Origin of the sequence: Streptomyces montanus, from assembly GCF_005786655.1 — a bacterium.
In the GTDB taxonomy this organism is placed as follows: domain Bacteria; phylum Actinomycetota; class Actinomycetes; order Streptomycetales; family Streptomycetaceae; genus Streptomyces; species Streptomyces sporangiiformans.
The window spans coordinates 152,684-179,045 of sequence record NZ_VBZC01000012.1; the positions used below are offsets into that span (position 1 = coordinate 152,684).

26 protein-coding genes are annotated in these 26,362 nt (G+C 70.7%); 3 read left to right on the top strand and 23 right to left on the bottom strand.

What is annotated here, in order from left to right; genetic code table 11:
• Positions 1 to 10 precede the first annotated feature (10 nt).
• Genes FE633_RS13470 through FE633_RS13495 form a run of 6 tightly spaced genes read right to left on the bottom strand, consistent with a single transcriptional unit; the run spans position 11 to position 7,629 of the window.
• The gene (locus FE633_RS13470; protein WP_138045358.1) at positions 11 to 2,755 is read right to left on the bottom strand and encodes a hypothetical protein; all 2,745 of its coding nucleotides are present in this window, start codon (positions 2,753 to 2,755) and stop codon (positions 11 to 13) included.
• A complete protein-coding gene (locus FE633_RS13475; RefSeq protein WP_138045359.1) occupies positions 2,756 to 3,121 on the bottom strand; it encodes a hypothetical protein in 366 nt (121 codons plus the stop codon). It abuts the gene before it with no gap.
• Positions 3,118 to 5,790 carry an ATP-binding protein gene (locus FE633_RS13480; protein WP_138045360.1) on the bottom strand — a complete coding sequence of 891 codons (2,673 nt, stop codon included), beginning with the start codon at positions 5,788 to 5,790 and terminating at the stop codon, positions 3,118 to 3,120. Before FE633_RS13480 ends, FE633_RS13475 begins: the two co-directional genes overlap by 4 nt.
• Positions 5,787 to 6,362, bottom strand: coding sequence for a hypothetical protein (locus FE633_RS13485; protein WP_138045361.1), 576 nt, complete (start codon positions 6,360 to 6,362; stop codon positions 5,787 to 5,789). Before FE633_RS13485 ends, FE633_RS13480 begins: the two co-directional genes overlap by 4 nt.
• The gene (locus tag FE633_RS13490) at positions 6,359 to 6,700 is read right to left on the bottom strand and encodes a hypothetical protein (protein ID WP_138045362.1); all 342 of its coding nucleotides are present in this window, start codon (positions 6,698 to 6,700) and stop codon (positions 6,359 to 6,361) included. The genes FE633_RS13485 and FE633_RS13490 overlap by 4 nt, the downstream gene beginning before the upstream one ends.
• Entirely contained in the window at positions 6,697 to 7,629 is a 933-nt protein-coding gene (locus tag FE633_RS13495; protein ID WP_138045363.1) for a conjugal transfer protein, read from the bottom strand. The genes FE633_RS13490 and FE633_RS13495 overlap by 4 nt, the downstream gene beginning before the upstream one ends.
• Positions 7,630 to 8,334: 705 nt before the next feature.
• Here FE633_RS13495 and FE633_RS13500 point away from each other — a divergent pair.
• The 3 genes from FE633_RS13500 to FE633_RS13510 all read left to right on the top strand — a co-directional run bounded on the left by FE633_RS13500 (position 8,335) and on the right by FE633_RS13510 (position 11,767).
• The gene (locus FE633_RS13500; protein WP_138045364.1) at positions 8,335 to 9,765 is read left to right on the top strand and encodes a hypothetical protein; all 1,431 of its coding nucleotides are present in this window, start codon (positions 8,335 to 8,337) and stop codon (positions 9,763 to 9,765) included.
• The gene (locus FE633_RS48330) at positions 9,762 to 11,189 is read left to right on the top strand and encodes a hypothetical protein (RefSeq protein WP_246113600.1); all 1,428 of its coding nucleotides are present in this window, start codon (positions 9,762 to 9,764) and stop codon (positions 11,187 to 11,189) included. Before FE633_RS13500 ends, FE633_RS48330 begins: the two co-directional genes overlap by 4 nt.
• Positions 11,190 to 11,317: 128 nt before the next feature.
• The gene (locus FE633_RS13510; RefSeq protein ID WP_246113601.1) at positions 11,318 to 11,767 is read left to right on the top strand and encodes a DUF6336 family protein; all 450 of its coding nucleotides are present in this window, start codon (positions 11,318 to 11,320) and stop codon (positions 11,765 to 11,767) included.
• 285 nt (positions 11,768 to 12,052) lie between these two features.
• On the opposite strand, the gene FE633_RS13515 is transcribed toward FE633_RS13510, so the two are convergent.
• From FE633_RS13515 to FE633_RS13595, 17 genes are all read right to left on the bottom strand, one after another.
• The gene (locus tag FE633_RS13515) at positions 12,053 to 12,967 is read right to left on the bottom strand and encodes a replication-relaxation family protein (RefSeq protein WP_138045365.1); all 915 of its coding nucleotides are present in this window, start codon (positions 12,965 to 12,967) and stop codon (positions 12,053 to 12,055) included.
• A gap of 348 nt (positions 12,968 to 13,315) precedes the next feature.
• Positions 13,316 to 14,035: a hypothetical protein gene (locus tag FE633_RS13520; RefSeq protein ID WP_138045366.1), complete on the bottom strand. Its 720-nt coding sequence runs from the start codon at positions 14,033 to 14,035 to the stop codon at positions 13,316 to 13,318.
• 601 nt (positions 14,036 to 14,636) lie between these two features.
• Entirely contained in the window at positions 14,637 to 14,981 is a 345-nt protein-coding gene (locus tag FE633_RS13525) for a hypothetical protein (protein WP_138045367.1), read from the bottom strand.
• Positions 14,982 to 15,021: 40 nt separating this feature from the next.
• Positions 15,022 to 16,056: an adenine nucleotide alpha hydrolase family protein gene (locus FE633_RS13530; protein WP_138045368.1), complete on the bottom strand. Its 1,035-nt coding sequence runs from the start codon at positions 16,054 to 16,056 to the stop codon at positions 15,022 to 15,024.
• Positions 16,057 to 16,080: 24 nt separating this feature from the next.
• Complete coding sequence (locus FE633_RS13535) at positions 16,081 to 16,533, bottom strand: hypothetical protein (RefSeq protein WP_138045369.1); 453 nt, start codon at positions 16,531 to 16,533, stop codon at positions 16,081 to 16,083.
• Positions 16,534 to 16,610: 77 nt separating this feature from the next.
• Positions 16,611 to 17,513 (bottom strand): Mom family adenine methylcarbamoylation protein, encoded by a 903-nt coding sequence (locus FE633_RS13540; protein ID WP_171059933.1) that lies wholly within the window; start codon positions 17,511 to 17,513, stop codon positions 16,611 to 16,613.
• Complete coding sequence (locus tag FE633_RS13545) at positions 17,510 to 18,028, bottom strand: DUF6248 family natural product biosynthesis protein (RefSeq protein ID WP_138045370.1); 519 nt, start codon at positions 18,026 to 18,028, stop codon at positions 17,510 to 17,512. The genes FE633_RS13540 and FE633_RS13545 overlap by 4 nt, the downstream gene beginning before the upstream one ends.
• The gene (locus tag FE633_RS13550) at positions 18,025 to 18,657 is read right to left on the bottom strand and encodes a hypothetical protein (protein WP_138045371.1); all 633 of its coding nucleotides are present in this window, start codon (positions 18,655 to 18,657) and stop codon (positions 18,025 to 18,027) included. Before FE633_RS13550 ends, FE633_RS13545 begins: the two co-directional genes overlap by 4 nt.
• 85 nt (positions 18,658 to 18,742) lie before the next feature.
• Complete coding sequence (locus tag FE633_RS13555) at positions 18,743 to 19,963, bottom strand: hypothetical protein (protein WP_171059934.1); 1,221 nt, start codon at positions 19,961 to 19,963, stop codon at positions 18,743 to 18,745.
• Positions 19,964 to 19,971: 8 nt separating this feature from the next.
• Positions 19,972 to 21,090: a DNA-processing protein DprA gene (locus tag FE633_RS13560; RefSeq protein WP_171059935.1), complete on the bottom strand. Its 1,119-nt coding sequence runs from the start codon at positions 21,088 to 21,090 to the stop codon at positions 19,972 to 19,974.
• A 133-nt stretch (positions 21,091 to 21,223) separates the two neighbouring features.
• Complete coding sequence (locus FE633_RS13565; protein ID WP_138045373.1) at positions 21,224 to 21,679, bottom strand: single-stranded DNA-binding protein; 456 nt, start codon at positions 21,677 to 21,679, stop codon at positions 21,224 to 21,226.
• A gap of 44 nt (positions 21,680 to 21,723) precedes the next feature.
• Positions 21,724 to 22,536, bottom strand: coding sequence for a hypothetical protein (locus tag FE633_RS13570; protein WP_138045374.1), 813 nt, complete (start codon positions 22,534 to 22,536; stop codon positions 21,724 to 21,726).
• A gap of 32 nt (positions 22,537 to 22,568) precedes the next feature.
• Positions 22,569 to 23,180, bottom strand: coding sequence for a cell envelope biogenesis protein OmpA (locus FE633_RS13575; protein ID WP_171059936.1), 612 nt, complete (start codon positions 23,178 to 23,180; stop codon positions 22,569 to 22,571).
• Between the two features lie 57 nt (positions 23,181 to 23,237).
• The gene (locus tag FE633_RS13580) at positions 23,238 to 23,669 is read right to left on the bottom strand and encodes a CpaE-like family protein (protein ID WP_138045375.1); all 432 of its coding nucleotides are present in this window, start codon (positions 23,667 to 23,669) and stop codon (positions 23,238 to 23,240) included.
• Between the two features lie 119 nt (positions 23,670 to 23,788).
• Complete coding sequence (locus tag FE633_RS13585) at positions 23,789 to 24,124, bottom strand: hypothetical protein (RefSeq protein WP_138045376.1); 336 nt, start codon at positions 24,122 to 24,124, stop codon at positions 23,789 to 23,791.
• A 100-nt stretch (positions 24,125 to 24,224) separates the two neighbouring features.
• Positions 24,225 to 24,614, bottom strand: a complete 390-nt coding sequence (locus FE633_RS13590) for a hypothetical protein (RefSeq protein WP_138045377.1) — start codon at positions 24,612 to 24,614, stop codon at positions 24,225 to 24,227.
• An 89-nt stretch (positions 24,615 to 24,703) separates the two neighbouring features.
• Positions 24,704 to 26,206 (bottom strand): ParB/RepB/Spo0J family partition protein, encoded by a 1,503-nt coding sequence (locus tag FE633_RS13595; RefSeq protein ID WP_138045378.1) that lies wholly within the window; start codon positions 26,204 to 26,206, stop codon positions 24,704 to 24,706.
• Between the last annotated feature and the right edge of the window lie 156 nt (positions 26,207 to 26,362).

The window sequence follows — 26,362 nt, forward strand, 5'->3', positions numbered from 1 at the left end:
CGGGCCGGCCTCACTCGTCCCCACCGTCCTCGTCCTGGCGGCCCCGTTCCTGGCGCAGTCGCTCGGCGTCGGGCTCGGTCCGCCGCAGCAGCTCCTGGAACCTGGCGGCCGCCGCGTCACGGGTGCTGCTGCTGGTGCCTCCGCCTCCGGGAAAGACCGGCCCGGGCCTGGTCGGTGCCGGGTTTGCCGGACGCTGGGGCGTACCGCCTCCGAGCCGCGTCGGGGACGTCGGCGCGGACGGAGCGGCACTGCCTGCGGCTGGTGACGTCGGCGCCATGGGGTGTGCGGCTGGACTCGTACGGCCTGCGGAGCTGGAGGATCCGGGCGGAATCGGAGGAGTGCCCGCACGCCGGGCCGGGGCCGCCCGGGTCGGCAGGCGACGGCTGACGAAGGGGCCGGGCCCGCCGCGGTCGGCGGTGTTCTCCCGAATGACCCCGGACACATGACGCCCCGTGTCTGCCCAGGCCCGTCCGTCCTCGCGCACCGTGTTGCCCCATACCCGCACCTGCTGGCGGGCGTCCTGGGAGTAGCGCGAACCTCCCGACCGGGCCCGGCGGACGCCTGCCGGCACGCCGACCGTCGCCCCGTACGCGGTCCTGCCGCCCCGGTGGAGAATGCGGTAACCGCGGAAGCGGACCAGACGGTTGTGGGCGCGCGTCGACAACAGGGTGCGGTCGGAGTTCTGGTCGTGCAGCACCTTGCCGGAGTTGCGGTCGCGGACCTGGCCGTCCTCGTCGCGGTACCGGTCGGGCGGACCGCCAGGACGGCGCGGCCCTCCACCGCCCGAACCGCCGCCTGGGCCGCCGGACGGGCCGCTCGCGTTCGGGTCGCCGTCAGCTGTGGGCTTCTGCCACTTGGCCAACTGTTCCTTGTCCGGCCGACGGCCGATCAGCAGCCAGTGCGCGCCCTTCGCACCGAGCCGCGCCCCCGCCCCGCCCACGGCGGCCGCCGCGGTGAGCGGGGCGAGCCCGCGCCCGGCTTCCGCGGTGGCGTCGGCGAGCACGCGGCCGGTGTCCACCGGCATGCCCGCCCCGTCGAACAACGAGGTGAGGGCGCCCATCAGCCGCTGGCGGGTGCCGAGCATCCCGTACCGGCCACCACCTCCGGTGAAGGCGCGCAGTCCGCCCCCGTATCCGCCCATCGCTGCGGGGGAGTTCATGGCGAGGGCGGCGCCGAGTTCGGAGGTGTCGCCCGGCATATGGGTGCCACCGACCTTGGCGTAGCGCATCCGCATCGCCATACGGCGGCCGAAGGAACTGATGCCGGTCAGCAGGCGGCGGTGACCGGCCGCGCCCGCGATGGCCAGCACGTCAATCAGCAGGATCCGCTCCACCACCAGGTCGGGCCCGTTGGTGATGGTGGCGTCCACGGCGATACCGAAGAACGGCACGAACGCGCAGATCCCGACCAGCGCGAGGATCGCGATCCCCCACAGCGACAGCCACTTCCACACCGACTGGCGCGCGGGCCCGGGCAACATGCCGGCGACGAACGTGACCCCGCCCGCGGCCGCGGCGGCCGCGCAGATGCCCTGGGTGCCGAGCAGGACGATCGCGGACGACAGCAGCATGCCGCAGATGAACAGCGCGGCGATCAGCAGCAGGGCGGCGCCGCCGACCCGCCACCAGGTGGGCTTCTCGGCGTAGGCGGCGCACGACTTGCCGACCGGGCCAGCCTTCTTCAAATCGGCGAGGAACGCAGCGAACTCCTGGTCTTCCTCACTGACCACCGGCGTGACGGTGTCGAGCAGTTCACCACCAGGCGTGAGGGAGGGAAGGTCGTCACTCCCACGGGGAGAGTCGTCGGTGCCGCGCTCGCAGTACTCCTTGGCCGGACCGTAGACCAGGCTGCAGGCGTCTTTCCGGTCTTCCGAGGGCTCGCCCGCCTTGTAGCCGCCGACGATCCACTTCAGATGGATCGCATACGCCTTGCGGTCGGAAGGCTTGGCCGGGTCGAGGATCCGCCCGTACTGCAGCAGCATGTACGGCTTCACGATCAGCGCGTTGGTGATCGAGTCCTGGAGAGGGCGGGCCACATCCGTCGAGGAGACAGGGGCTTCGGCTTCCCGCTGAAGGCACTTGGTCTCCTGCATGCCGGCCATGCCGTCACACGGGCCCTTGCTGGCGAGCTTGCCGCCCCAGTTGTAGGAGTTGACGCTCTCCTTGGCGACCTCGGCGGCCACCTGCTGGGTCTGCCCCAGCGGGCCGTCCTGGGTGAGCAGGTAGTCGGGGCGGACGAACGCGGAAGCTGCGAACGCCGCGATCAGCAGAGTCAGGAAGATTTCGCCCAGACCACGGCCCACCCGGCCGCGCACGATCATGAAACCGGCGAAGACGAACGCCCAGGCCAGCAACAGGCCCTTCAGACCGAGGGTGTCGACGACCACGTTGTTGTAGGCGTCGGCGACCTTCTGCGCCGGTGCGGTGAGGATCTTCAGCAGCGGGAACCGGAAGGCGACCTCGATCGCCCAGCCTGCCAACCCGACCAGCAGCCGGATGAGAGTGAAAAGGCCGGACAGGGCGAAGGCGAGGGACTGGGTCTTGAAGCTGACGATGGAGCCGCCTTCGGCGGCCAGCTCGTAGCCGTTGATTGCCACCCCCTCGGAGGAGGTGATGTTCAGCGGCCCGAGGAGGTCACCGGTCTCACTGCTGCTGCTCGCCGCATACACGACTTGGCTGTTGACCAAGACGAAGACGCCGGAGAGCAGGACGACGACACCGGCCGAGCGGAGCGTGCCGCGGTCTGGGCGCCGCATTCAGCGCCGTCCTTGCCGAGCGGCGCCCCGGCGCCGCCACATCACGAGGGCAGCCAGGCCCGTGCCGGCTGGCACCAGCGTCCACGCCGCCCCGGCGACGTCGGCGGGGTGCTCGGCGGGGGCAGAGGCAGTCGTTGTGGTGTCGCGTTCGCAGTACGCCTTGGCAGGTCCCACGATCAAGCCGCACGGATCCTCGCGCGCGGAGGAGGATTCGGTGGCGAAGGCCTGTCCGGTGCGTGGCCACCAGGCCTCTGGCAGGCTCGCCCCGAGCGCCAGGACGAGCACGCCGACCGCGATGGCGATCGCCGTGAGGGCGCTCGCGGCTGCGGCCAGGCGCCGTGAGCGACTGGGTGTGAAAGAGGTCATCGAAGTTCCTTCGGACGGTCACCCGTGGCGGCACCCGCGAGCGGCGCGGGCACGGTGGTGCGGCGTCCCGGTGTGGTGGTGATGGAGGAGGAGATCCGTTCGATGCGGGGGATGACGACCTTGACGCGGCCGGTGTTCTGCCGCGGGCAGGTGATCAGGAACTCGCCCTCGCGGCCGCGCTGTCCGACCGGGGACAGGCCGGTGGTCACCAGCCGCAGCAGCTCCGGGTCCCTCGGATCGAGACCGAGGAACTCCAGCCCGCGGCGGGCGCGTTCGCGATCGGCGGTGCGGGCGAGCGCGCGGTAGGCCATCAGCCCGCGGTCGGGTCCGAGTTCTTCTGAATCGTGGGATCCAGCGAGGAGCCCGGCGCCGTGCTTGCGGCCGTCGTGGAGGATCTCGTGGACCAGGGCGGTGCCCTCGGCCGACGAGGTGAGCCAGTACAGCTCGTCCAGGACCACTGCCGTGAACCGCTCCGGGTCCTCGAACGCGGTCTGCCGGGCAATCGCCGCGATCAGGTAGAGGACCGCGCGGCCGATCAGGGCTTCGAGCGGCTGCTGGTGCAGCACTTCGGGCTTGTCGAACGCCGCCTTCGGCGGCAGCTTCAAGCCGGTCGTCGTGATCACGATCATGTCGGAGGCGCTGGAGGCGTCCAGCCGCACGGGCGGCAGCGTGGGGTCGAACACCATCGCGGCAAGCGGGTTGCTGGCCACGACGCGGATGAGTCCGGCGAGGGTGGCGGCCGCGTCCTGCCGCTTGCCCGCCTCCGCCCCGGCCATCTCCTCGAGGACCTCCACGACACGGTGCATGGAGGGGGCGTCGCTGGCTGCGGCCCGCTCGACAGCGTGGTGCAGGACCTCCCCGTTGGTGCTCATCGGACCGATGCCGAGCTGGAGCGTGAGATAGGACAGGGCGTAGTGGCGTCCCTCGGGGCCGTCGAACATGCGCAAGGGGTCGATGGACACCTCGGCCTGGGCTGCGTCGATGATCTGGCAGCGGCCCTTCGCCGCGGTGCGGGCGAAGCTCGCCCACTCCCGCACAGGCGTGCGGTCGATGCAGATCGCGCACCCGCCGCGCGCCCACACCGCCTCAGAGATCAACTTCTCCAGGACGCTCTTGCCCGCGCCGAGATCGCCGACGATCCCCATGGAAGCGGACGCGTCCTGTTTCGGCGCGTCCGCCACATTGATCATCACGGGGCGGGTGGTGCCGCAGTCTAGATCGATGCCGAGGAACATGCCGTTGGGGTCGCCGACCTCCGCAGCGGTGAACGCCCCGCCCAACGCCCAGTCCTCGCTGACCTGGTGCTGGGTGAACTCCCGGACTACACCCGGCCGGGCGGTACCGGGCAGCCCCAGGGTGAACAGGGCCTCCTGCAGGCCGGCCGGGCGGACCGCCCGGTAGTCGGCGGCGCTAAGCAGCGCGACCAGGGCGCGGGCGCGGGCGTCGCACACGGCGGCGGTCGGCCCCCACACCGTCAACACCGTCACCGACTGGACCTCGACCTCCACGCTGGTGCGGGACAGGCGGGCGTCCAGCTCGCCCAGGTCGCGGGCGGCGTCGGTCAGGGAGGCGGGCATGCCGGTGGGGCGCGCGTCGTACTGGTCGGCCTGGTCGATGAGTTCGTTCTTCTTACGCCGCACCTGGTCGCGGGCCTTCTCCGCCGGCACCAGGGTGAGGTCGACGGCGTAGTCGACGGGGAAGTCCAGCATTTCCAGCTGAGCAAAGAGGTCGGCGGCGTCCTGGCTGACCCCGGGCGGGCACTCGGCAAGCGCCAGCTGCGCCTGATAGCCCACTCCGCCGTCGGACTCCACCTGCAGCCACCGCCGCCGCAGCGGCGAGGCCGTCTTCAGCCGCCACCAGGCCTTGCGGCCCGACCGGCCGATCCGGTCCGCACTGGCCAGGTCGTCAACGTCGTCGAGCGCGGGATCAACGCCGCCCTCCTGCAGGCGCACTTGGCCGAGATCGGCGTAGCTGGGGGAGTGCAGCATCCCCGCCGTCAGCTGTCCGCCGTACAACTCGCTGCTCTCGGCTTCGGTGAGCAGCGGCTCGTCCAGGCCGCGATGGAGGGCGTGCTGGATCATCCACACGATCTCCGCCGGGCGGGCCGGGCGGAAGGCGACGCCGCCGGCGAGGGCGGCTTCCACCCGGGAGGCCTGCTCGCGGTAGGAGGTCACCTCGCGGCGCGCCACGGGAGCGGCCCGCATGCCCAGTATCGGCGCGACGTCCGCCCACATCGCGCCGAGTGACGCGGTCACCTGCCCGCCGGCGGCCTCGTTCTGCAGCGGCACCGCCAGCCAGAGTGTGCGGCGGTGCATCTCCTGCTCGTTGAGCAAGTCCAAGGTGGCGTCGACGTTCTCCACCCACGGGTGCGCGCTGCCGGGGGGCTGGTCGCCAGGCTCGATGCCCTCGATCATGCGCAGGGCGATCTCGCCCGGGTCGACCTGGGCGCACAGCCCGAACAGGCGCGGCGCCCCGGTCAGGGAGCGGACCAGGTGCGTGATCTTGGCGAGCTGTTCGTCTCGGACCGCGGCCGGCACGTACGTGCCCTGGACGGTCTCCTCCCTCCGGCCGCGCGCGTCCGGGCCGGGGTGCAGCCGGTAGAGAGCCCACACGCTGCCATGTGTCGACCACACCAGATGCCCGGCGATGTGACGGATCGGCACCCTCACCGCGCACCCCCCGCCTGCTGGGCGAGGGCGAGCAACTGCTGGACACCCGACACCGGACCCGCCTGCGGGGGCACCTGCGCATCCTGGCCTGGCCGCACTGACGGGCGGACCGCCAGACCGCGGCGTGCACTCCGGCCAGCTGCAGGCTGGTTGGCCCGGGGCGGTGCGGCCATGGCAGGGACAACGGGAGCAGCCTCTTCGACGGTGAAGCCGCCCAGCAGGGGACGGGAGATACGGTCCCGGGCGGCCCTCCCGCCCATCCGGCCGCCCTGCGGCTGCCAGGCGAGCAGCATCCAGCCCAGAGCCGCCTGCAACGGGGCGCGCCCCTTGATCTTCGGTCGGCGTATCGCCCAGACCGTCAGAACCCAGGCCACGATCGGCACCGGGCCCATCCACGACCACCAGCTGATGGTCTTGACCAGGAGGAAGCCGCCGCCGACGGCGACCGCGATCTGTGCAGGGGTGTACGGGCCGAGCGGGATCTTCCAGTCGGCGACCTTCCCCAGTACCCAGGGGTGGCGGCGGGCGGAGGTATAAAAGCGCCCCGTACGCACTTGGGCGGCCGCGCTCACAGCCAGCCTCCCGCGCCGACGGAAAGCTCACGCGGAATCGGGTCGGTACTGCGCACGATGCCGGGGACGGTGGGCGCGCCCTTGGCCGGGTTCTTGACCTCATCGGTGAACATGTCCGCCAGGTCCTCGCGGGAGTCGTACAGCCCCAGCGCGATGATCATCAGCAGGAGAGCGCCGATCCCGGCTTTCAGGCTGAACTTTTGGATCATGATGACGACGACCAGCACGATGAGACCGGCCTGCAGGCCCTTGGTGGCCCAGTCCTCGAACATGTTGATCCAGCTGTCGCCGAGGTCGTCCAGCTGCCCGGCGAGCATCAGGCTGTGCACCGAGTTCACCGGGCACCCCCGTCCTGGACGCTCCCGGACTGCAGCGCCGAGATTTCCCACCGGCCGGAGCGGGATTTGAGGTCGATGTCGTACGCCAGCGGCCAGCGCCCGGCGTCATCGCGGGCTTCGACCTGGACGCGGACGCGAACCTTGGTGCCGTCGGCCGGCACCTGTTCGGCGGCCGCGGCCTCCTCAGCGCCCCACACCTCCTGGACGGTGACCGCGGTGTACGGGGCGGGGGAGACCGGCGCCAGCTTCACCCCGGGCGCGAGGTAGCGGTCCACCTCCCCGGCCCCGGTGAGGTACGCGCCGAAGAACTCCCCGACCGCGGACCCTAGTTCGCCGCCGGAGGGAACGCTCACGCCGTACGGCGACTGGGCCACCGTGGCGCGCGCGGGGCCGGCCACTACGCCGGGGGCACCGGTCACGGCGAACGAGCTGCCGCTCGAGTCGGCGGCCACGGGAACGACGAAGTAGCGCACAGGGCCGTCGGCGTACTGCGCAGCCACCGTCACCGCCCACTTGCCGGCGTCGCGCTGCGTACTGCGCACTGCGGTCACGGAGCCCAGCTTCGGCTGCGCACTGGGAACCGGGTCCGGCAGATCGACGTCCGGCGCGAGGGACTGCGCAAGCCGAGCCTGCGCACTGTTGGCGTCGTCGGCACTGCTGCGCAACCACGCGTCGACGAACACCTGCGCATAGCCCGCCGGGTCCGCCGCGGCGGCCGTGCGCACAGCAGTCGGCTTGTTCGAGGGGGCGGCGGCAACCGTGGTCGGGCCGGACATCACCGCGACGCCCAGGGCGACGGGCCCGGCCGCGATCGCGGTGAACAGGGCCAGGCGCGACAGACGCACGCGGCGCCTCATCTTCTCCAGCTCGACGCCTGCGGCCATCGGAGGGGCAGCGCCGCTCTCCGAAGCCTGCTTGCCAGGAGACATGGTCAAACTCCCAGGTCAGATCGTGTACTTGCTGACCTTGAGAAAACCCGGCGACCCCGACCCGACCACCGACCACGAGACCCCGACCACGGTCACGATGGGGATACGAAGCTCATGGTCGGGGTCATGGTCGGCCCGACCACAGGCCCGACCACGGGTCAGGCGTGGGCCGGTGGGAGCCGAGCGTGCTCGGTGACAAGTCCGCGGCCGAAGACCGCCGTGACGCCCTTGCGCCGCACAGCGACCGGGCCCGTACGCCGATGCGCAGACGGCCACAGCACCGGCCGCGGCAGGTGCCTGCGCATTGCGACACCCGGACCTGCGCAGGGGCACAGCCGGCGCCATGGGCTGGAATGCGCATCCCCGCCCCGCAACCCGACTGCGCACGAACCTCGATCGGTTGCGCAGCCCCATTGCGCAGCCCCGGACGGGCGGTGCGCAACGGGGACTGCGCACCAGGCGGCCGGCGCTGAGGGCTCATGGTCGGCCCGACCATGAGCCCGACCACGGCAGCTAGACGGGCATGTTGCCGGATCGTGACCGATGGTCGGGGCTGGTGGCCGTCAGCGTGGTCGGGGTCGGCCGGTGAGCTGACGGCATGGAACACACGCACGCCCCCGCATCCAGCTCCACCGGCCGCCCCACCCCGGTGGCCCTGGTGGGCTGCCTCGGCCACCGCGCGCGGCCTGCGTCTGGGGCAGCGCGATGAGCCGCTTCGGGGCGGGGATCCGCCGTGGCGTGATGGCCGGCGATCAGTTCACCCAGATCGCCAACGCACTGTTCCGCGACACCGAGTTGTCGTACAAGGCCAAGGGAATCTTCGGGTACATCAGTACGCACCGGGACGGCTGGCAAGTGACGATCGCCGACTTGGTCCGCCTGGGCCCCGACGGACGGGAGGCCGTGCGCGCCGGCCTGAAGGAGCTTCAGACGCACGGTTACCTGATCCGTGAACGCCTGCGCCGCCCGGACGGCACTCTCGGCGAAGTCGTCTACAGCATCACCGACCGCCCGGCCACCGTGGACATCGCGCTGATCGAAGCCGACCTGGTGATCACGGCGCCCGAGGCTGGGCACGACAGCGGCTTCGGCGCGGGGATCCGCCGTGGCGTGATGGCCGCCGATCAGTTCACCCAGATCGCCAACGCGTTGTTCCGCGACAGCAGGTTGTCCTTCAAGGCAAAGGGGATCTTCGGCTATCTCAGTACGCATCGCGACGGCTGGAGGACGTCCACCGCGGATCTGATCCGCCAGGGCCGCGAAGGCGAGGCTGCCGTAAACAGCGGACTGAAAGAGCTGGAGAACCACGCTTTCCTGCAGCGGCACCGCGAGCGCAACCCGAACGGCACGCTGGGCGGGGCCGCGTACTTCATCACCGATCTGCCCAGCCTGCAAAACACCAGGTCACAACCAGAGTCGGGTTTTCCAGTACTGGATAAACCTACGTTGGCTAACCCCGGTACTAAGAACACCAACAGAAAGAAGACCACCCAGCAGAACACCAGCTCCGTCCCTCCGTGCGACCGCGGCGAAGCCGCGCGGACGCCAGCCGGGACGGATCGACTCGACGCGACCGGGGCGGATGAGATGCATCCGGGGATCCGGCTGCTGCTCGAGATCGGAGCGAGCCGTCCGGAACTGCTCCTGACCGGGGCGCCGCTGACCGATCAGGGCCGCGTGGTCACTGTGATGATGGACGCTGGCTGGAGCCGGGAGCAGCTGCGCCACGTCATTACCGACCGGCCCCTGCCGCGGCCGGTGCGTACCACGGTTGGCGCGATCATCGCCGCCCGGCTACGCGCCGCCCAGGCCTACCCGCCGCCCGCGACCGTGGCAGACCACCACGACGCGCCCCCGCTTCACGAGCCGCTCCCGCAGGCGACCACCAAACGATCGTCGACGGCGTCTGCCGCCCACACGGTGAGCGAGGCCCTGGCCTACCGGGCCCTCGTCGAATGCGCCGGCTGCGGTGTTCCCGGCACAGCCCCGGGCGAGGACCTCTGCCCGGCCTGCCTGGGCTGGCCGCTGTGCCGTACCTGCCCGGGCCCAACTCCCCGGCGCGCCCACCCCGACGGCGACGGCCGCTGCACCACCTGCGCCACCGCATCGACCCACCTGGAAGGAAGGGCCCCATGACCACCCATGCACCGCCGACGGCCTGGATCGCTCAGCGGCTGAGCCCGTTCCAGCAGCAGCGGCAGCGGTGGGAGAGGAAACGGTCCCGCGCGGTGCGCGACGGCCACGTCTGCTGCGGCTCCGGGTGCGCGGCTGGCTGCGAACCCGTCCTGATCCGTGAACGGACCGGATGGGGGTGGATCGACTGGACCGTCCCTGCCGACGGCAGCTTGCCCGAACAGCCCCACCGGATCGCCGTGTTCACCCCGATCGCGACCCACTCCCAGCGCCTGAGCCTGCGCTGGCTGGCCAGGCGTCCCGCACACCAAATCCGCCTCGGCCCCGTTGCCGTACGGACAGCCACAGCCGCCGTCGCGGCCCTCACCCTGCTTGCGGCCACCCTTGCGATCATTCACGGCGTCCCCTTCAGCATCGTGCTGCCGGCGGCCGCCTTAGCCCCGCTCCTCGTCGAGCACCTGCCTGACCCGCTCGATGCCCGCGCCAGCGAAAACGTCCGGATCGTCGAGGCCGAAGCCGCCTGCCGCTACCTGCAGCGCCTCGCCGCACTGCATGCCGGCCTCGTCCAGACGGCCGTCGGCTGCGACCGCCACGAGGTACGGCGCGCCGTTGAAGTCGGCCACCACCAGCTGTTCGACACAGCAGACCTGCTGCAGCGCCACGACACCCGCTCGGCCTCCAGCGAGCTCATCGCCCGGGAGCGGCTGATGCTGCAACTCGCCGTCCAGACCGGCCAGATCGCCACACCCACGCAGGGCGACGCACCGTCCGCCCGGCGCGACCGGCTCGGCGTACAGCGGCCGCTGGGCCCCTACCCGCCCGGCCCCCGTCCCTCAGCCGACCGCACGACCCCCATCTCGTCGACGAAGGAGGAAACACACATGCCCCAGGACGGCCCCGAGCAGCCCACCCGCCAGGTGTACCTGCTCTTCTCACACGAGGCCTACTACCCGGCCGCCGCCAAGGAGATCAACACCTCGCTCGTGGCCGCAGCCTCCCTGCTGCACCCGCGCGTACGGCAGCCCGACGGCGCCCGCATCTACGACCGCCTCACCCGCGGCCGCCGACAAGGCGAGATCGTGCCGCTGTCCACGCTCACCCACGAACTGGACGGCGGTGCGCGCTGGCCGGCGGTCGGCGACTGGGAAGCGGTCACCGCCGACCTGCTCCAGCTCATCCAAGACCGTGAATGCGACGCCCTCAGCCTGGGCCTGCCGGACATCGCCCGTGCTCTGGTGTGCGTGGGCCCGCACAGCGAGGTCCGTGCCTACGACCCTGCGGCCGGGCGGTATAAGACGTACGGGCCCGCCGACCGGATCGAAGTCCTCGTCGCGGTCGGCAAACAACTCGCCTGCGCGGAAGCGGGGTGCGCTCTGTGGCCGGGCAACGGCCTGCTGGTTCCCTCCAATCCCAGGGAAGGCAAGTGATGTTCGGCTACGAGCCACGCGCAACCTGGGCGGACCTTCGACGGCTGCTGCGCCTCCCAGCCAGCCGCATCCCGAGGGCTGTGCAGGCCGTGAGAGCTTGCGTCCCGGGCTCAGATAGCGTGCCCTTCATGACGGGCACGCAGCGCACCCAAGCAGAGCCGGCCACTCAACGGGCCACGGACAGGGACGGTGTACGGCTGCCGCGGCTGCGCTTCAAGGACGTGGTGGTACGTGGGGCGGTGCAGGGGATCGCCGCCGTCGCCCTGCTCTTTGTAGGCATGTTCTTCGTTACTGATCACCATGACCGCGTAACGTTCCTCGCCGTGGTGGCAGGGTTCTCCATGGTCTTCGCGGGGGCGGGGATCGTGTTCGGGGGCTTCTTCTGGATGGCTTGCGGGGGTGACATCCGACGGTGGCGCGACTGGCGCACGATCACTAGCCAGACAGGCGGCGTCATGATCATGGCGCCGGTACTTGTACGGTGTGGCGTCCTCGCCCTGGTGCTCTTCCCCGGCGCCCTCGGGCTCTACGACCTGGTCGACAACGCCGCGTTCGACAGCTGGCTGTACGGGAGCTAATCCCGAACGCAGCGGACGCCCCAAGCGACTGCGGCTTGGGGCGTCTTGGTGGATTCTGTCTACCGTGCGCGCAGGATGCTCAACCGCAGCCACGGCCTGCTGCACGAGGTCCGTGTCCGGATCGGCGCCCGTCGGGTCGGCGGGTGAACCAAGGTCGCTGAGCTTCTGAAGGGCCTGTCCGATCTCCCACAGCACATATGGCAGACGGGACTTGGCCTCTGCGCCGCTGGCTGCGGACCGCTCCGCCAGCTCAGGCGGCTGATGACCAAGGCGCGGACCGGGTCGCTACAAGGCGATCCACGGGCGAGGCTCGCCTCCAGTCAGCGATACCCACACTGCCCCGGAGGGACCGTGTTGCTCGATGTCTTCCAGGACGGCGGCCCCCAGCTGAACCTCGCGGGCGAGAACCGCGACGAGCGGATGTTGAGCGACCATCGCCTGCAGATCGCGGATTCTGTCTCCCAGCCTTGCCCTGGAGGCGCCGGTGAGCACGAAGAGTACGCGCGGAAAGACTGGATACCAGCGCAGCCAGGCAGGGCCGGTGGCGGCCGGCCTACGGCGGCCGACGGGCTGGACTTCGTACTGGAGCAGCCGGGCGTACTCGATCAACTTCACGGCCAGGCGCTCGCTGCTCATCGTGCTGCGATCGACCTCCACGAACGCCCGCAACTTCCACCGGTGTTCCCCGTCGACGACGGTGTAGTGCATGACAGCGTCAGCCGCGAGCCGCTCTCCCTCACCGATGGGGTGAGAAACCTCAGGGGTCCAGTCCCACGGGCCGTGCTCGTGTCCGAGCCGACGGGCGTCTGCCGCGAAGGGCAGGTGGGCGCGCACGACTGTGAGCGTGTGCGGTGTCTTCAGCGACGCTGCGGTTGTCGAGGTGATGGGATACGGCGGCCGCCCTCGCAGGACAGGTAGATCTCGGGTCAGACGCGATCCTTCCGCTGTGAGGTACCAGGCGTGGGTACGCGACCGGCCTGACTCCGGAAGAGGGGTGAGGTCAACGAAGCCCGTGGCGCGCAGCTTGTTCAGCGCGCGGGAGAAGAGCTGGCGGGAGCCGTCCGGCCGCAGCATCTGGCGCAACTGGCCGGTGGTGGCCATGCGATGGAGGGCGAGCGCGGTCAGGATCTGCAAACGCAGCGGCTCTGCGGGGCTGGGGGCCAACTCGGCGGCCGGAGCACCTGGTGTGGGGCTGGTCATGGGTATGAGACAACCCTCCGCCCCCGACCCAACCCCCGACCATGAGGCCCCGACCAAGGTCACGACCCACGAACGTTCTCGTGGTCGGGGCCATGGTCGCCCCGACCACGAGACTGCGCGAAGGCTCAGGAGTACCCGGGGCTGCGTGGGGTTTCAGGAACAGCCCACGGCAGCGGTCATGGAAGACAGGCGATGGCCGGTCCGCAGCAGCTGATGCTGCTGCGGGGCGTGGTGGCGAGCCACGCCATGCCGGCCATCGTGCGACACCCGGCCCGCAAGGGACCAACGCCCGTAACCGGCTGCCGCGTCTTTTGGGGCGGTGAGCGGAGGTGCGCTCACCGCCGGGTTTCACCTTCTGGACTTGCGCTGGGAGGCCTGCTCAAGGATGCGTCGGCGCGTCCACCGCCGACGCCCGTTCTGGCGCCCGGCATTCTCGGCGACCGCGTCCGTGGTTTTCAGCAGCGGCAGGTTTCCCTGGGAAAGACTGCTGGAGAAGGAACCGATGCTCTTGTACCCCAGCAAGGCAGCCGCCTGCGTCGCCCCCAGAAGTTCGTCAGGATCACCGTCGACGGGGACGTCGGGCAGCGAGGACTCGCGGTCGACGCCGGCACGCCTGCCGCGCCCGGGCCGCGTGGCCATCCAATCCAGCAAGGTCTGCACGCGCCACAGCTGCCGACGGTAGGGGTTCTCGTCCGTGCCCAACTCTTCGACGACGTCCGGGTCGGCGAAGTAACCGGGGTGATCGCGCATGAACGTGGTGACCTGGTTGGGGTTCTTGTAGCCGAGGAACCTCGAGGCGTCCGCCGCGTTCAGCAACTCCTCAGGGTCGCGGGAGGGCGGCGTGTGACCCTGGAGCCTTGCCGGCGCGCGGTGGGCGAACCACTCGGTGACCTCTGCGTGGTCCCACAGGCGGGCGCGGCCGCGCTTGTCGACAGGCTCGGGGAACGTCTCGCCGGCCGCGTTCTGCGCGTGACTGGTGTAGAGGCTGGTGATCCGCGCGGGCGTCAGGCCCTGTTCAGCCGAGATCTCGGCAGCGTCGGCCAAGCGTCGCGCGGAGCCGGTGGCCATGTGGGCGGTATCCGTCCTGTCGCAAGGAGAGCCGGCCTGCCCGGCTCACAACCCACATAATGGCAGGAGTCTGGTGGGAGGGCCAGCCTGCGGCCTCAGGTTTCCAGCATTGAGCGAAGTCATTACTTTGCGTAGGCCATGGCGGTCGGCGTCATCTTCCACTCGACCCGGGCCAGCAGTGATCATCTCGTCGCGGTCCTGCGATCCATCACAGGGCATGTCGGCAGCGTTGCGTGGCGGTGATCCACACCGTCGTCCAGGGCGGACAGCGCACTGGGGTCGGGCACTCCGAAGGTTTCGGAGTGCCCGACCGGGGGCGGTGATACACCGGCTCGGCGCAGGGGTGGTGCCGCAACCCTCCTGCTCGGGCGCCCAGTGATCGTTGTACTCGCTGTGACCCTCGTATGGGACATGGTGGGCATGCATTCGGAGCAGCAAGGTCGCCGCTTGAAGATCCACTCTCGTGTCGCCCACGGGCGTGTATCCGGTGGCGGTGTGTGAGGCGTTCGTCGTGCTGGCCGGACTCGCAAATCATATAATGGCAGGAGTTCGGGTTGGGGTCCAGCCCGTGGCCCCGGGTTCTCCCGGATGGCCGGACTCGTCACTCCTTGGGGATCAAGCACACGCCGCGGCGCGCGGCGTCCTCGGCCATCTCCGCGTACGCCATGGCGGCCGGCGTCATCTCCCACTCGACCAGGGCCAGCAGCAGGATCACCTCGTCGCGGTCCTGTGAGGCATCACATGGCATGCCGGCCGTCTCCGCAGCGAACATCAGGTCCGCGGTCGCCAGTCCGCCGAGGCGCTCTGCCACCTCCCGGTGCAGATCCTGCAGGCCCTGTTGGTACAGCTCGTTCGCCTCGCCCAGGAGCAGCACCAGGTCCTCGCCATGGCTGGCCGGTGCCGCCGCAGCGAGGTCGAGGATGAGCTGGGTCGTCGTCATCGTCATTGAGTACCCCTCCCGGATGGGGGTGAGCGCGGTGTGGTGGTCAGCTGCAGCCATCGCACCCGGCGGCGCTGTGCAGGAGCTCGCCCGGCCCGGTACGGGCCTTGGAGTCCCATGTGGGCGGCTTGCGCAAGGCGGCGTGGACGTCACGCTCCATCCGCTCGAAGTCCTCGTTCTCCTCAACCTCGACGCCAGGGTCCGGGGCGTCGCGCCGACGGGACAGCGCGATGAGCTCGGCCATGGTGATGTTCGGATTGAACGGCACCTGGCGGACGCGTTCAACCAGCGCGCACAGCTCGGCGAGCCGCGGCCGGCGCCCGGCGGTCAGCAGCAGATCGCGGTGGTTGGCCAGGGTGCAGGCCGAGCACGAACAGCGACTGGAACCACGCCGGTCCTTGGCGCCGGGGTACGAGTCGTAGCACCAGTGGTAGGGCAGCCCCGCACCGATCGTGCGTTCCCAGACCTCCTCGGTGGTCACCTGGTGGGCGGGCAACCACTCGTCGACGACCCGGGCCGAGTTGTCGGTCGTACGGCGCCACACCTCCCGGTTGCGGCGGTCCGGGCTCTCCTCGGCCCGCATCCCGAGCACGTTTGCGAACATCAACGGGCCGTCCGTTTCCCTCCTGAGCGCGCGGACCTGCGGGGTGAACGCCTGGTACACCATCTTCGTCTTCCACGGGCCCGTGCAGGTGCGGGCCCGGCCGAGCCAGGGCCAGTCGCCCCGCTCCGCGATGAAGGTCAGCAGGTCGAAGGGCACCCGTTCACCGTCGACTTCACGGCTGCGCCGGACCTCGAGATGCCGCTCGGGCAGCACGCCGAGGGCCTGGCTGTGCTGTGCAGCGAGTTCGCTGGCACTCGGCCAGCGAACTCCGTCCACGGTGACGGAGGGCCACTCCATCGGGCCCAGACTCGCGTGGGCGGTCCAGACGCGGTCGGCGACACCGGCCTGGCGGGCAGCGTCCATCGCGATCACGCCGGCCACAAGTCCGTCCTTCCCGCCGGACAGGTTGATGACAATGCGGTGCCGGGTCGCGGCGAACTCGACCGGGTCGACGTACAGGGGGTTGGGGTGCGACATGGTTCCTCTTTCCTGGTGGGCGGGTTAGGGGGCATCGCTGACGGGGCCGGTCTGGTGGGGCTGGGAAGCGGTGAAGTAGGTGCACTGGGCCTCGGGCGGACGGGCTTTGCAGTGCCAGCAGGCCCGTGCCTCGGGGTAGGCACGTATGTGGTGGTGGCACTGGTGTCCGGCGTACGAGCCGCTGGTGCGCAGGTGGGTGAGGAGGATGAGGTCGAAACACGTGAGGGGCGCCCAGCCGGTCACGCCTCGTTGGGGGTGCGGGTACTCGGTGTCTCCGCCGGCGATGACGACGCTGCTGATCGACACGAGCAACTTGCTCTGGGCGGTGTCGACGGCGTGGATGCTGTATCGGGTTCGGTTCCCGGGCCGCGTCGACCAGGGGGCGGTGTCCTTGGGGCCGTGTGCGTGGCCGATCACGGGAAGGCCTTCGAGCTGGTGCACTGAGAGGGTCGGCGGCGGATTCCAGAGGGCGGGCATGGGTCTCCTCCTGAGGGAGCACGGGACAATGGGCGGCGACCGGGGGGGGCGGTACGGACTGCGCGGCTGAACAGCCCTCAGACCGCGATCGCTTCGGGGTCGGGCTGCTTGGGATAGGGCCGTTGGGCGGGGAGGCCGAGCTTGATCTGCTCGCGCTCGCGCCGGCTTCGGCCCAGCCGCCATACGTAGCGGTGCGCTCCGCGGTGCCGTACGTTGCGGGCGCCGACCGCGACCAGGGCCTCCCGAAGCCAGACGGCCGGGTTGCACCCGGCCCGCGGCACCGGAGCCCCGAGCGCGATGAGCTGGGCTTCGGCGTACTGGTGGCCCTGCTCCTGGCGGCGGATCTTCTGCGCCGTGCGCTCGTGGAAGACGGTGCCGTCCGGCAGGAGCTTCACCGTCCGGGCGGTGGCCCGGCTGGCGTAGACCGCGTTCGTGGCTGCGTAGATCGTGCCGACGTGCCCGGGCATGACCAGAAGTCCCGAGGCTGTCCGGCGCGGGACAGGGTCCGCGAACGAGACGACTCCGTGTACACCACTGGCGAGCAGGCGTTTTAGACAGTTCGCGAGGAACCACGACTCCGAATTTGCCGGGCACTCATCCAGCAGGACGAACCGCGAGCACACCAACGACTCGGTGTACGGCCGGAGCTCGGGCAGTGGCTTGGTGAGGACGGCGGTGCTCACCGGCACCCCGAACACAGCCACACCACAGAGCCGCTGCTCGCCGTCGACGACGTCGTACAGGCCGAACTGCACCGTCACCGCCGGGTACGAGCCGGAGTAATGGTGTGCGAGTACGAACCCCTTGGCGGGCTCCTCGTCGGGGATGACGTCCACGGTGTAGCGGCGAGCGTCGAAGCCTCCGTCCCGGACATGCGCCCAGGAGTGCCTCCGTTCGCGCCACCGCTGGCACCAGGGTGACGCGGTCGGTACCTCCGGCAGGTCCTCGAACGGCAGGGTCTCCTGGACCGGGGACCTCACGGTGCCTCCCCGTCCCCGCGCTCCTGCGGCCTGACGGCGAAGAGACTGAGCTGATCCTCGGCGTCCGGAGCAGGCCCGGATGTGGGCACGGCCCGTCGGGCGACGGTGGGTTCCCCGGGGCCGCCGGTGTCGGCAGTCTCCTCGACGTCCGCCGGGTGAGGACAGGGGCAGAGCCACCGGCAGGGCCGCTGGCCCGGTCCGTACCGGATCACGGCGACGACGAACCCTTGGGCGTCGGTGACAGTGTCGGCGTGCTCGTCAACGCGGGGGCCGCCTGCGCTGACGCACCGGTCGTGGTGTCCGGAGGCACAGCCGGGGCAGATGCCGCGCTCGCAGGAGCACCAGCGGTGGAAGCCGCGGGGGTAGGCGTCGTCGATCTTGCGCAGTCCCTTGGTCCAGGCGTGCGCGCGGACCCAGGCGCCTTCCTCCTCGGTCATCGGGGAGGGCGAGGTGGAGGGAATGGGGTCGAGGATGCCCATGATCGCGGCGCCGATATGACGCAGGCGGGTCGTCATGCTTCGTCTCCGAACAGCGTTGGGGTGGCGTGGAGTTCGTTCATCCAGGCCAGGAGGCGGGGGAGGTTGGTGTCGGGTCCGAAGGCGAGGTAGGTGCCGTCGCAGCTGGTGCAGCCGAAGGCCTGCGCGATGCGCAGCCGCCGGCGGGAGTTGACGCGGCCCATGTGGACGGCCAGGCCGCGCTCCCGGGCCTCAACGGCCAGCCGGTGGGCCGCCGGTGAGGTCTTCCAGGCGGTGGAGCCCGCCAGGAACAGGACGTCGATCGAGTCCCAGGGGATGAGGCCGTGCTCGCTGCCGTCCTGGGCGGCGAACGCGGCCGGGATGCCCCGGGCGCGGATGGGCTCCAGCCAGGGCCGCGACTCCGCGAGGGTGGCCGCGGCGTCCATCGGGACGTCAGGGGCGACGGCCCATAGACAGTGGTCAGGGCCGTAGCGGTCGACGGTCGCCTTCAGCCACGCGAACCAGGCCCGCTCGCCGGGCCAGCCCTTGCCGAACTTGCCGTTGTCGCACGCGTACAGGGCGCCGGGCGGGATCACGTTGCCCTGGGCCGGGGTCGTCATGCAGGCCAGAAGTCCGGCCTGCATGGCGGCCCGTACGTCAGCTCCGGACGGCGTGGCCAGGTACAGCACGGCGGAGCAGCGAAGCAGGAGCAGGGGCTGAGGGCATGGGCGCGCGCACGGGAAGTCCTTCCGGAGGGTGGCAGTGAGGGGCAGTTCAGACGAGGGGGAGCTGGGCAGCGGAGCCCGAGACGAGGGCCTCCCACAGCTCCTCGAAGTGCTTGTCCTGCTTGTCGATCACGCGGGCGGGGGCGGTGGCGAAGAGCTCCTCCGCCATCGGCCAGCCCCTTGCGCGGGGGCGGACCCAGGCCCGGGCGCGCCTGTACGCCGGGTCGTGCTCGACGGCGACGCCGTGCCGCTCGGAGATAGAGATCAGGCGACTGGCGAGCTGGTCTGGGCGGCCGAGGTCGACGCGCGCGGTGGAACGCTTCACCGGGCGACGCCTGCCGTCCTCGGACAGCAGGAACAGACGGCGCACGTGGTAGAGCGCCCACGGCATGTCGAGCTCGCGCTCGAAGGCCTCCAGGCACGCCCGGTCCCGCGGTTGGGTCGGGTCGAACATCTCCAGGAGGCTCTTGCGCCCGTAGAGCTTGGCGTTCGGGTTGAGGCTCATCGCCGTGTACTCCAGGCGCAGCACCTTGCCGGCGATGTCCGGGTGGGAGCGCATGCGTTCCATGTGGGCGGGCAGAGATCCCATGGAGGCGGAGAAGCAGCAGAAAGTGCAGTACGACTTCGGCCAGTGCACGCCGAACCGCTTCATCAGGTAGGCCTCGCACTGCTGCCGGTGCCAGCCCCAGTCGATGAGCGGGAACTCCCCGGTGCGGCCGGGCATCTTCGAGGTGATCTGGTCGCTGAAGCGGCGGCCTTCCTCGTCGGCGTTGAAGCCCATGATCTGCCTGAACGGGCGACCGCCGAAGACCTGCTTGAGCCACCAGTCGCCGACGTCGCCCTTCGCCCACAGGGAGCATTTGCGGGTGCCCGCGACCTGGGGCACGGTGCCGACGGACTCCTGGTCGTCCCACAGCGTCCAAGGCCCGCGGGCGAAGAGCTGCTCGGGGTGGCGGGAGTCGTCCAGGATCGTGAACCCGTCGGCCTGGAGGTGCCCGTTGCGCGCCAGCTGGACGAAGCGCACGCCGTTCTCGCGCAGCAGCGGGATCATGAACTCGTCGGCCAGGAGCCGGGTTTCGGGCCACTCGCTGCCGGTGGCCATGTAGAGGACGGCGGTGCGATCGAGATCGATCCCGTGGGCGTCCGGGGCGGTGAGCATCCTGGTGATGTAGGCCGTGGAGTCGGCGCCGGCGCCCCAGTTGATGACGGTGTCCAGGTTGTCGTCGGCGGTGAGGCCGGGCAGTGACGGCGTGTATGTCGTACGGGACATGGCGGCGGTCACTCCTCGAGGGGCAGGTCGGGCAGCCGCTGGGCGGAGACGATGAGCAGGAGGTCGTCGGCGGGCCACGGATCGCAGGACTCCCAGGGATCGCCGTTGGACAGCACCACCACCTCACCGGGCTCCGTGATGAGGCAGCACACGCCGCATCCGCACGACGGGTCGAAGGGCTCGGGGTGGGCGATGTAGGGAGTGTTGAAGTAGTCGGCTCCCTGCTCCCAGACCGCCGCGAGGACCAGGTCGCCGTCCGTGATGTCGCCGGCGCGTGCCACGCGCGCGTGCGGCAGGGCGAGCGCGAGACGGGGGTCCGGGCTGTTCACGGCGAGTTGCCCGTCGAGCAGGCGGGCGTTGCCGCTGGAGCGGACGTCGCCGGTGGCGGGCGCGGCGAGCAGGGGCCGGTGGAGGTCGACGGCCATCTTGGCCGCGTACATCGCCTCGATGTGGTCCACGGCCTCGACGAGGATCACCGCCCGGGCGAGCGCGGCCAGTAGAACGGCGCTAGCCTTCAGCGTCGCGCCGCTGGCCGCTGTGCCGGGCCGGTAGAGGCTGACCGCCGAGCCGCCGTTGTCGAGGATGGAGCGCAGCAGCGGGGCGTGCGCGTGGGGGTGGGCGCCGTCCAGGCCGCGCGGCAGGACGGCGAGGGATGCCTTGCCCGTTTCGGCGGCGGCCTGGTGGGCGGTGGAGTCGACGCCGTAGGCGAGCGTGGCGGTGACGGTGTGATCGGCCTCGGCGAGGGCGGTGGCGAAGTCGTGCGCGCGAGTGACGGCCTGCTGGGTGGGGACCCGGTTGCCGGTCACGGCGACGGCGCTGTCGGCCAGCCGCGCAAGTCGCTCGCGGCCGCGGACCCACAGGCCCAGCGGGCAGGCGGGCCCCAGGTCGGCGAGGGCGGTGGGCCACTCCGCGTCCGAGGGGATGATGAACGGGCAGGTCAGCTCTGCTTGGGCGAGTTCCTCGCGCGGCCGGTAGGAGGCAAGGAGTCCACTGCCGTCGCTGCGGACGCGCCGGTCCCACACCTCGGCCGGGGTGTACTCGTGGAGTTCGGCAGCGAGTTGGCCGGGGGCGAAGTGGGCGCCGAGCGCGGCGCGTGCGGCTCGTTCGGACAGGGCGTGTGCGGACATGACGGTCGGCCTTTCGGGCAGGGCGCGGCACCGGCAGGCGAACCGGTGCCGCGCCGGGGCGGGCGAAGGGGGGAAGTTGGCCATCAGCCGACGGGAAGGGGGAGTGCCGTCGGCGGCCGGTGGAGGCGCCGGGCTAGGACCAGCGGGCGGCCCGCTTCTCCTCCCACCAGGCGGGTGGGCTGCCCGGCCGGGACGCGGCGGCGGGCTGAGGCACCGGGGGTGCGACGACCGGGCGGGCGGCGATCGGACTGGGCAGGCTGGTCTCGGTGTAGGCGATGCGCTTGCGCAGGCTGATGCCGAGGTCGTCGACGCTCAGGTAGATGGAGTTGTCCCTGATTCCGGTGATGCGCCCCTTGACCAGGACGTTGACCCCGTCGACCAGCGATTCGGTGGCGTTGCTGGCCAGGTCCCGCCAGGCGGTGCAGATGTAGGAGATCGGGGCCCCGTCACGCCACTTCTGTGCGGCGGTGTCCCACTGCGTGGGGGTCTCGGTGAGACGGAACCGGCAGACGGCGATGCCGTCTTGGGTGAAGCGGACTTCCACGTCACCGGCGACGGTGCCGGTCACGTGCGTGACGGACGGGGCCATACGAACACCTCCTATTGCAAATATTAGTGTTTTTCGGGTGAGGGTCAACCCCCCTGTCGGCGCTCCCTGCCGTGGGAGAGTGCGGTACGGCGGGCGAGCCGCCAGATGCGGGCCTTCCACCCGGTCGGCTCCGCTGGGGCCGGCGGCGGGGTGAGGTTGTCGAACACCGTGGCGGTTTCGATCTCCACTTGCATCGGGACGGTGCTGTCGGCCCGGATCAACTGCTCGTCGGTGGTGTCCAGATGAACGGAGACCCGTACGGCCCCGCGGTCGGCGTCGAGGTAGGCGAACACGAGGATTCCGGCGATCTCGATGCAGGGCAGGCCCTCGTCGTCGGGGCCCTCCATCGGGTGGAAGACCGCCGTGCTGTTCGCCTCCGCGCAGTCCTCGGCGTCAGAGAGGCTGAGGCTGCGAGGCGTGCGCACGCAGCGGGAGATGTCAGCGGCGTACAGCGTGTAGCCCTCGTCGCCGCGGTACACCTTCGGTCCGTAGTAGAGGTCCACGGCCGTCCGGTCGTCGGCGGGAGGACAGTACGGGACACCATCGCTGCCTACCACGTTGTCCCACGAACTGCGCACGTGCTGCGCCAGCGCGGCCAGGGCGGAGGCCTCGTCGGACCAGAGCGTTACTTCATCGCTGTCCCGGTCCCACTGGCGCAGCACCCACGCCCGGCCGGTCACCTGGGAGGCGAAGGACTCCGAGACAGCGAAGGTGAAACGGCCCAGCCATCCGCCGAGGATGTCGACGGTGTCCGCGCCCGGCCACTCGCCGGTGTCTTCCTGGAGTTCATCCATCATCTCGGCCAGGTCAATGACGGCCTCGCCTTCGGGCGTGGCCGGGTCCGGTTTGATCAACATGGCAGGCTCCTTACGTGCGGTTTCGGGGGCGGTCAGGACCCGTTCATGAGGCCGTTCCACAGGTCCATCAGGTGTTGCTGGTCGAGGGTGAGGGCCGCAGTACGCAGGACGCGTTTGCGCAGGACGGGCACGTCGAGGCTGATACCGGAGGGCACATCGGGCCGGTCGGGCAGCGAGACCAGCCGGTAGTTGTGCGTGTGGATCATCCAGGCCTCGTACCGGTCGGCGGGACTGCCGTTGCGGGCGGCATGACCCGCGTCCGTGGTGCGGGACGGGCAAGGGCAGGACGGATCGGTGCAGGGCCGTCCGGCGGGGTGGCTGGCCAACACCGGGCTGCGGCGGTAGTGCGTGGCGGTGCCGTTGAGCATGGGGCAGTGCGCGGCGGTGTACGGCAGGCACTCGGGGTGCAGCCCCGGTTCCGGAGAGCAGCCCTTGAGGACGTCGGCCGGGCGGACGAGCAGGAAGCACCGCTCGTCCAGCGGGTGTTCGCAGATCTGGCACAGGCGTCGCCGGAAGGCGTTGATGGCTTTGTCGGCGTCGAGGACACCGAAGGCCGCGTGGCCGTCGTGGATCAGGGTCACGTACGGCACCACCAGCCCGCCCGCCAGCGGCCGGTGGGCACAGCGTTGGGGTATCGCGCGCATAGGTCAGTTCCTTCGGATCGCGGGAGTGTGCGCGGCGGGGGCTCGGGCCGCCGGACGTCAGTTGCTGGCCGGTGGGGGAGGGTCGGCGGGGCCGCCGGCCAGGAGCGCTTCCCAGTGGGCGTAGCGGCAGTCGGTGGCGTCGTGAAGGCGCAGGTGCAGCCAGCTGAGGTTCTCTTCGGCCCGGATGACGGCCTCGGCGCCGATGGCAGCGGCCCGGGGGTAGACGGTGCCGTCGTCCGGGTCGACGAGTACGACGATCAGGCCCGGGCGGTGCGGCACGTGGCGGAGCGTGAAGTTGGTGTAGCTGCGGTCGTCCAGGAGCACGAGCGGAGCACGCTGGTACTCCTCGGCGCTGAACAAGGGCGACGGCAAGTGCAGGCGAGGGACCGGGCACGTCCGCAGGCCGACCGGATCGTCGTCGGTGCTGTCACTGATGACCAGTACCGGGGCCTGCGATCCTTCCCTGGGGGCTTGTGCTGGGGCGGACATGGCGGTGACACGTCGCTTTCGTGAGGACGGGGCCAGGAACGTGCCCCGGGGACAAGGGGAACTGGCGGCCTGCGGGGCGGGGCGGCCGATGGGGAGGCCGCCCCGCCCTGTGGGATCGCTCAGCCGAGCGGGAAGAGCACCAGCGCGGGGACGGCGGTGTCGGGGATGCGGTCCGCGTACAGCTCGCGCATCTCTGGGTCCTCCTTCAGCTCTTCCGGTAGCGGGAAGACGTCGCCGACGAGGTCGGTGTGGGTTGGCGCGTACCGGGAGAGGTTGTAGAAGGCGAACGGCGAGAAGAGGTTGCCCTCGACGTCGCGGGACAGCACGACGAGCGTGTCTCCGGGCAACTTCTTCCAGTCCTCGCGGACCAGCTGGCGCAGCTCGGAGAGCGTCACGGGGCGGAGGGTGGCGTCGTCGTCCGGCTCGGGGGACGGTGCCTGGTGCTGGTCAGTCATGACGGCCTTTCATGCGCGGGCCGGGCTGCGAGGGCACGGCCGGTTGATCGGGTGTGCTGGCGGGCGCCGCCCGTTGCCGGGGCGGCGCCGTGAGGCCTGGTCAGTCCTCGATCAGGTCCAGGCAGGAGACCGGGATGCCGCTGCCGGGCAGCCGGTAGCGCCGGGTGTCCTCGGGGATGCGGTACTTGGGCCTGCCCGGCTCGCCGTTGCGCGGGTCGGTGCGCAGCCGCTGGGTGGACTCCTCGTCGAGGATGAATCCCGCGCGGCTGCCGGTGCGGTTGCGCTCCTGAACCGTGCCGGTCAGGCCCCGCAGCAGCGCCGGGCGCAGCGAGTCGTTGATGCGGGCCTGGCGACCGGGCAGGACGCCCGCATACGCGGCCTTGTCGAGCTCGCCGAGCCGCTGCGCGGCGGCCTCCTGGACCTGCGCGACGGCTGCCGCGTCGGGCAACTGCCGGATGAAGCCCCGGACTTCGTTGATGGTGATGGGCATGCGGGTTCGCCTCTCTGCGTAGAGGGGTGGGGGACCGGCCGCGCACCGGGCGTGCCCGGCCGGGGCTTGACGGGGGGGAGTGGCAGCGGTCAGGCCTCGGTGTCGGGCCGGTGCTTGGCGACCGCTTGGTCCTCGACCTCGGACAGCTGGTAGCTGCCGCTGTCGGCCCGGCCCAGGGATTCCAGGAGCAGCAGGTAGGAGGCCTGGAGCCGGTCCGGGGACTGCCACAGGTAGACGTGGTCCATCCGGGCCGTGTCGAACTTCTTGGGCTCGCGGATGTCGTCCTCGAACGCGGCGGCGACCTGGGCGAACACCACGTTCGCGAGACGGCCCTTGGGGACGCTGGCCGCGATGTCGGCGGCTGACTCCCGCTCCGGGTCCTTGGCGCCCAGCAGGAACGCCAGCGTCTCGGTGCGCTGCTTGTCCGCCCACTTGCCGTAGAAGCGGGGCAGATCCAGCATGATCCGCTGGGCGAACTGCCGGGCCTCATCGGGCACGGCCTTGCCGCGCACCAGCCGCTTGACGAACTCCTGCCTCGGTCCGGCAGCCGCCTTCCAAGCGCGGTTGCACGCCACGGTCCGCGCGCGCTCCTCGGCCTTCTGCTCGTCCTCTTCCGTCTTCGGCTTCTTCGGCTTCGGACGGACCTTGTGGCCATACTCAGCCGGGTCGGCGCAGTGCCACACCGGCCGGTGCTCCTCGTCCAGCCGGGCACTGTGGCCGGGGCAGTTCTTGTGGTTGTCCTCGGTGAGCGGGTTGCCCAGGCCGGAGGTCAGCTCGGTCAGGGGCTGGGACGGGTCCTTCTCCCCGTACCCCGGCTCCCGCAGCAGCGGGATGTCCGCCGCTGTGAGTTCTTCCTCGGCCTTGGCGCGGGCGGCGGCGTCGGCCTGCTCGGCGTGCAGCAGCGCCATCTCCTGATCCCAGTGGCCGCGCCCGCCGTTGCCCTCCTCGTGGTCCCGCTGGAGGGCCCGCAGCAGCCGGTTCTCCGCGCCGCGCACGTTCTCCACCTCGGCGAGCTGGGCGGTCTGCTCCAGGTCCATGCCTCCGGCCGACGCCCGGCGCAGGGTGGCGTCGTTGAGCTTCTGCGCCGCCTTGGCATGCTTGGCGGCGTTGTGGCTGACACCGAGGGCCTTGGTGGCCTTGCGCCGCTCGACGTCGCTCATGTCGATCAGGGACAGTTCCTGCGACCGTAGGGTGTCCCGCTCGCTCATCCCCTCGCGGTGCTTGTTCTCGACCAGGGACAGGAACCGTGTCCACCCGTCGCGGCCGACCAGGTCTTCCCGCACGTACGCCTTGATCCTGCGTACCGGGCGGCCGTCCTCTTCGGCGGTGGCGTTGGCGATCTGCGCCGCCTGTGCGCGCCGCCAGCCCTTGAAGGCGCCAAAGGTGCCGTCGGGCCGGGGCCGGACGCTGATGGGGTCCTCGACGCCGATCTCCTTGACGGAGGCGATCAGTTCCTCGTCCGGCTCGGTGTCGTGCTCGCGGGCGTTCTGCTCGTCGCGCACCACCTTCGCCGGGTCGAGGTAGACGAACGGCGGCACTTCCTCCTCGTGTGCGTCGGGGCTGTTGGTCGGGGCCGAGACAGCGGTGGCCATGGGGCTCTCCTTCTCCTTGCCTCATCGGCGAGATAGGGCGGATGAGGGTGTTACCCCTCGCTTTAAATTCAATATTAGTGTCTTTTGGTGTGAGGGCTAGATACCCTCTGACCTGCGAAAACGCGGGATTGCTGAGGATGGGTGCCTAGGGCGTTC

Coding starts and splice junctions, on each gene's coding strand:
- FE633_RS13575 (WP_171059936.1), bottom strand. CDS start 23,180: ATGCGCGCGATACCCCAACGCTGTGCCCACCGGCCGCTGGCGGGCGGG.
- FE633_RS13580 (WP_138045375.1), bottom strand. CDS start 23,669: ATGTCCGCCCCAGCACAAGCCCCCAGGGAAGGATCGCAGGCCCCGGTA.
- FE633_RS13535 (WP_138045369.1), bottom strand. CDS start 16,533: ATGCCCGCCCTCTGGAATCCGCCGCCGACCCTCTCAGTGCACCAGCTC.
- FE633_RS13570 (WP_138045374.1), bottom strand. CDS start 22,536: ATGTTGATCAAACCGGACCCGGCCACGCCCGAAGGCGAGGCCGTCATT.
- FE633_RS13555 (WP_171059934.1), bottom strand. CDS start 19,963: ATGTCCCGTACGACATACACGCCGTCACTGCCCGGCCTCACCGCCGAC.
- FE633_RS13495 (WP_138045363.1), bottom strand. CDS start 7,629: ATGTCTCCTGGCAAGCAGGCTTCGGAGAGCGGCGCTGCCCCTCCGATG.
- FE633_RS13520 (WP_138045366.1), bottom strand. CDS start 14,035: ATGGCCACCGGCTCCGCGCGACGCTTGGCCGACGCTGCCGAGATCTCG.
- FE633_RS48330 (WP_246113600.1), top strand. CDS start 9,762: ATGACCACCCATGCACCGCCGACGGCCTGGATCGCTCAGCGGCTGAGC.
- FE633_RS13595 (WP_138045378.1), bottom strand. CDS start 26,206: ATGGCCACCGCTGTCTCGGCCCCGACCAACAGCCCCGACGCACACGAG.
- FE633_RS13545 (WP_138045370.1), bottom strand. CDS start 18,028: ATGACGACCCGCCTGCGTCATATCGGCGCCGCGATCATGGGCATCCTC.
- FE633_RS13515 (WP_138045365.1), bottom strand. CDS start 12,967: ATGACCAGCCCCACACCAGGTGCTCCGGCCGCCGAGTTGGCCCCCAGC.
- FE633_RS13585 (WP_138045376.1), bottom strand. CDS start 24,124: ATGACTGACCAGCACCAGGCACCGTCCCCCGAGCCGGACGACGACGCC.
- FE633_RS13500 (WP_138045364.1), top strand. CDS start 8,335: ATGAGCCGCTTCGGGGCGGGGATCCGCCGTGGCGTGATGGCCGGCGAT.
- FE633_RS13530 (WP_138045368.1), bottom strand. CDS start 16,056: ATGTCGCACCCCAACCCCCTGTACGTCGACCCGGTCGAGTTCGCCGCG.
- FE633_RS13510 (WP_246113601.1), top strand. CDS start 11,318: ATGACGGGCACGCAGCGCACCCAAGCAGAGCCGGCCACTCAACGGGCC.
- FE633_RS13470 (WP_138045358.1), bottom strand. CDS start 2,755: ATGCGGCGCCCAGACCGCGGCACGCTCCGCTCGGCCGGTGTCGTCGTC.
- FE633_RS13565 (WP_138045373.1), bottom strand. CDS start 21,679: ATGGCCCCGTCCGTCACGCACGTGACCGGCACCGTCGCCGGTGACGTG.
- FE633_RS13590 (WP_138045377.1), bottom strand. CDS start 24,614: ATGCCCATCACCATCAACGAAGTCCGGGGCTTCATCCGGCAGTTGCCC.
- FE633_RS13525 (WP_138045367.1), bottom strand. CDS start 14,981: ATGACGATGACGACGACCCAGCTCATCCTCGACCTCGCTGCGGCGGCA.
- FE633_RS13560 (WP_171059935.1), bottom strand. CDS start 21,090: ATGTCCGCACACGCCCTGTCCGAACGAGCCGCACGCGCCGCGCTCGGC.
- FE633_RS13475 (WP_138045359.1), bottom strand. CDS start 3,121: ATGACCTCTTTCACACCCAGTCGCTCACGGCGCCTGGCCGCAGCCGCG.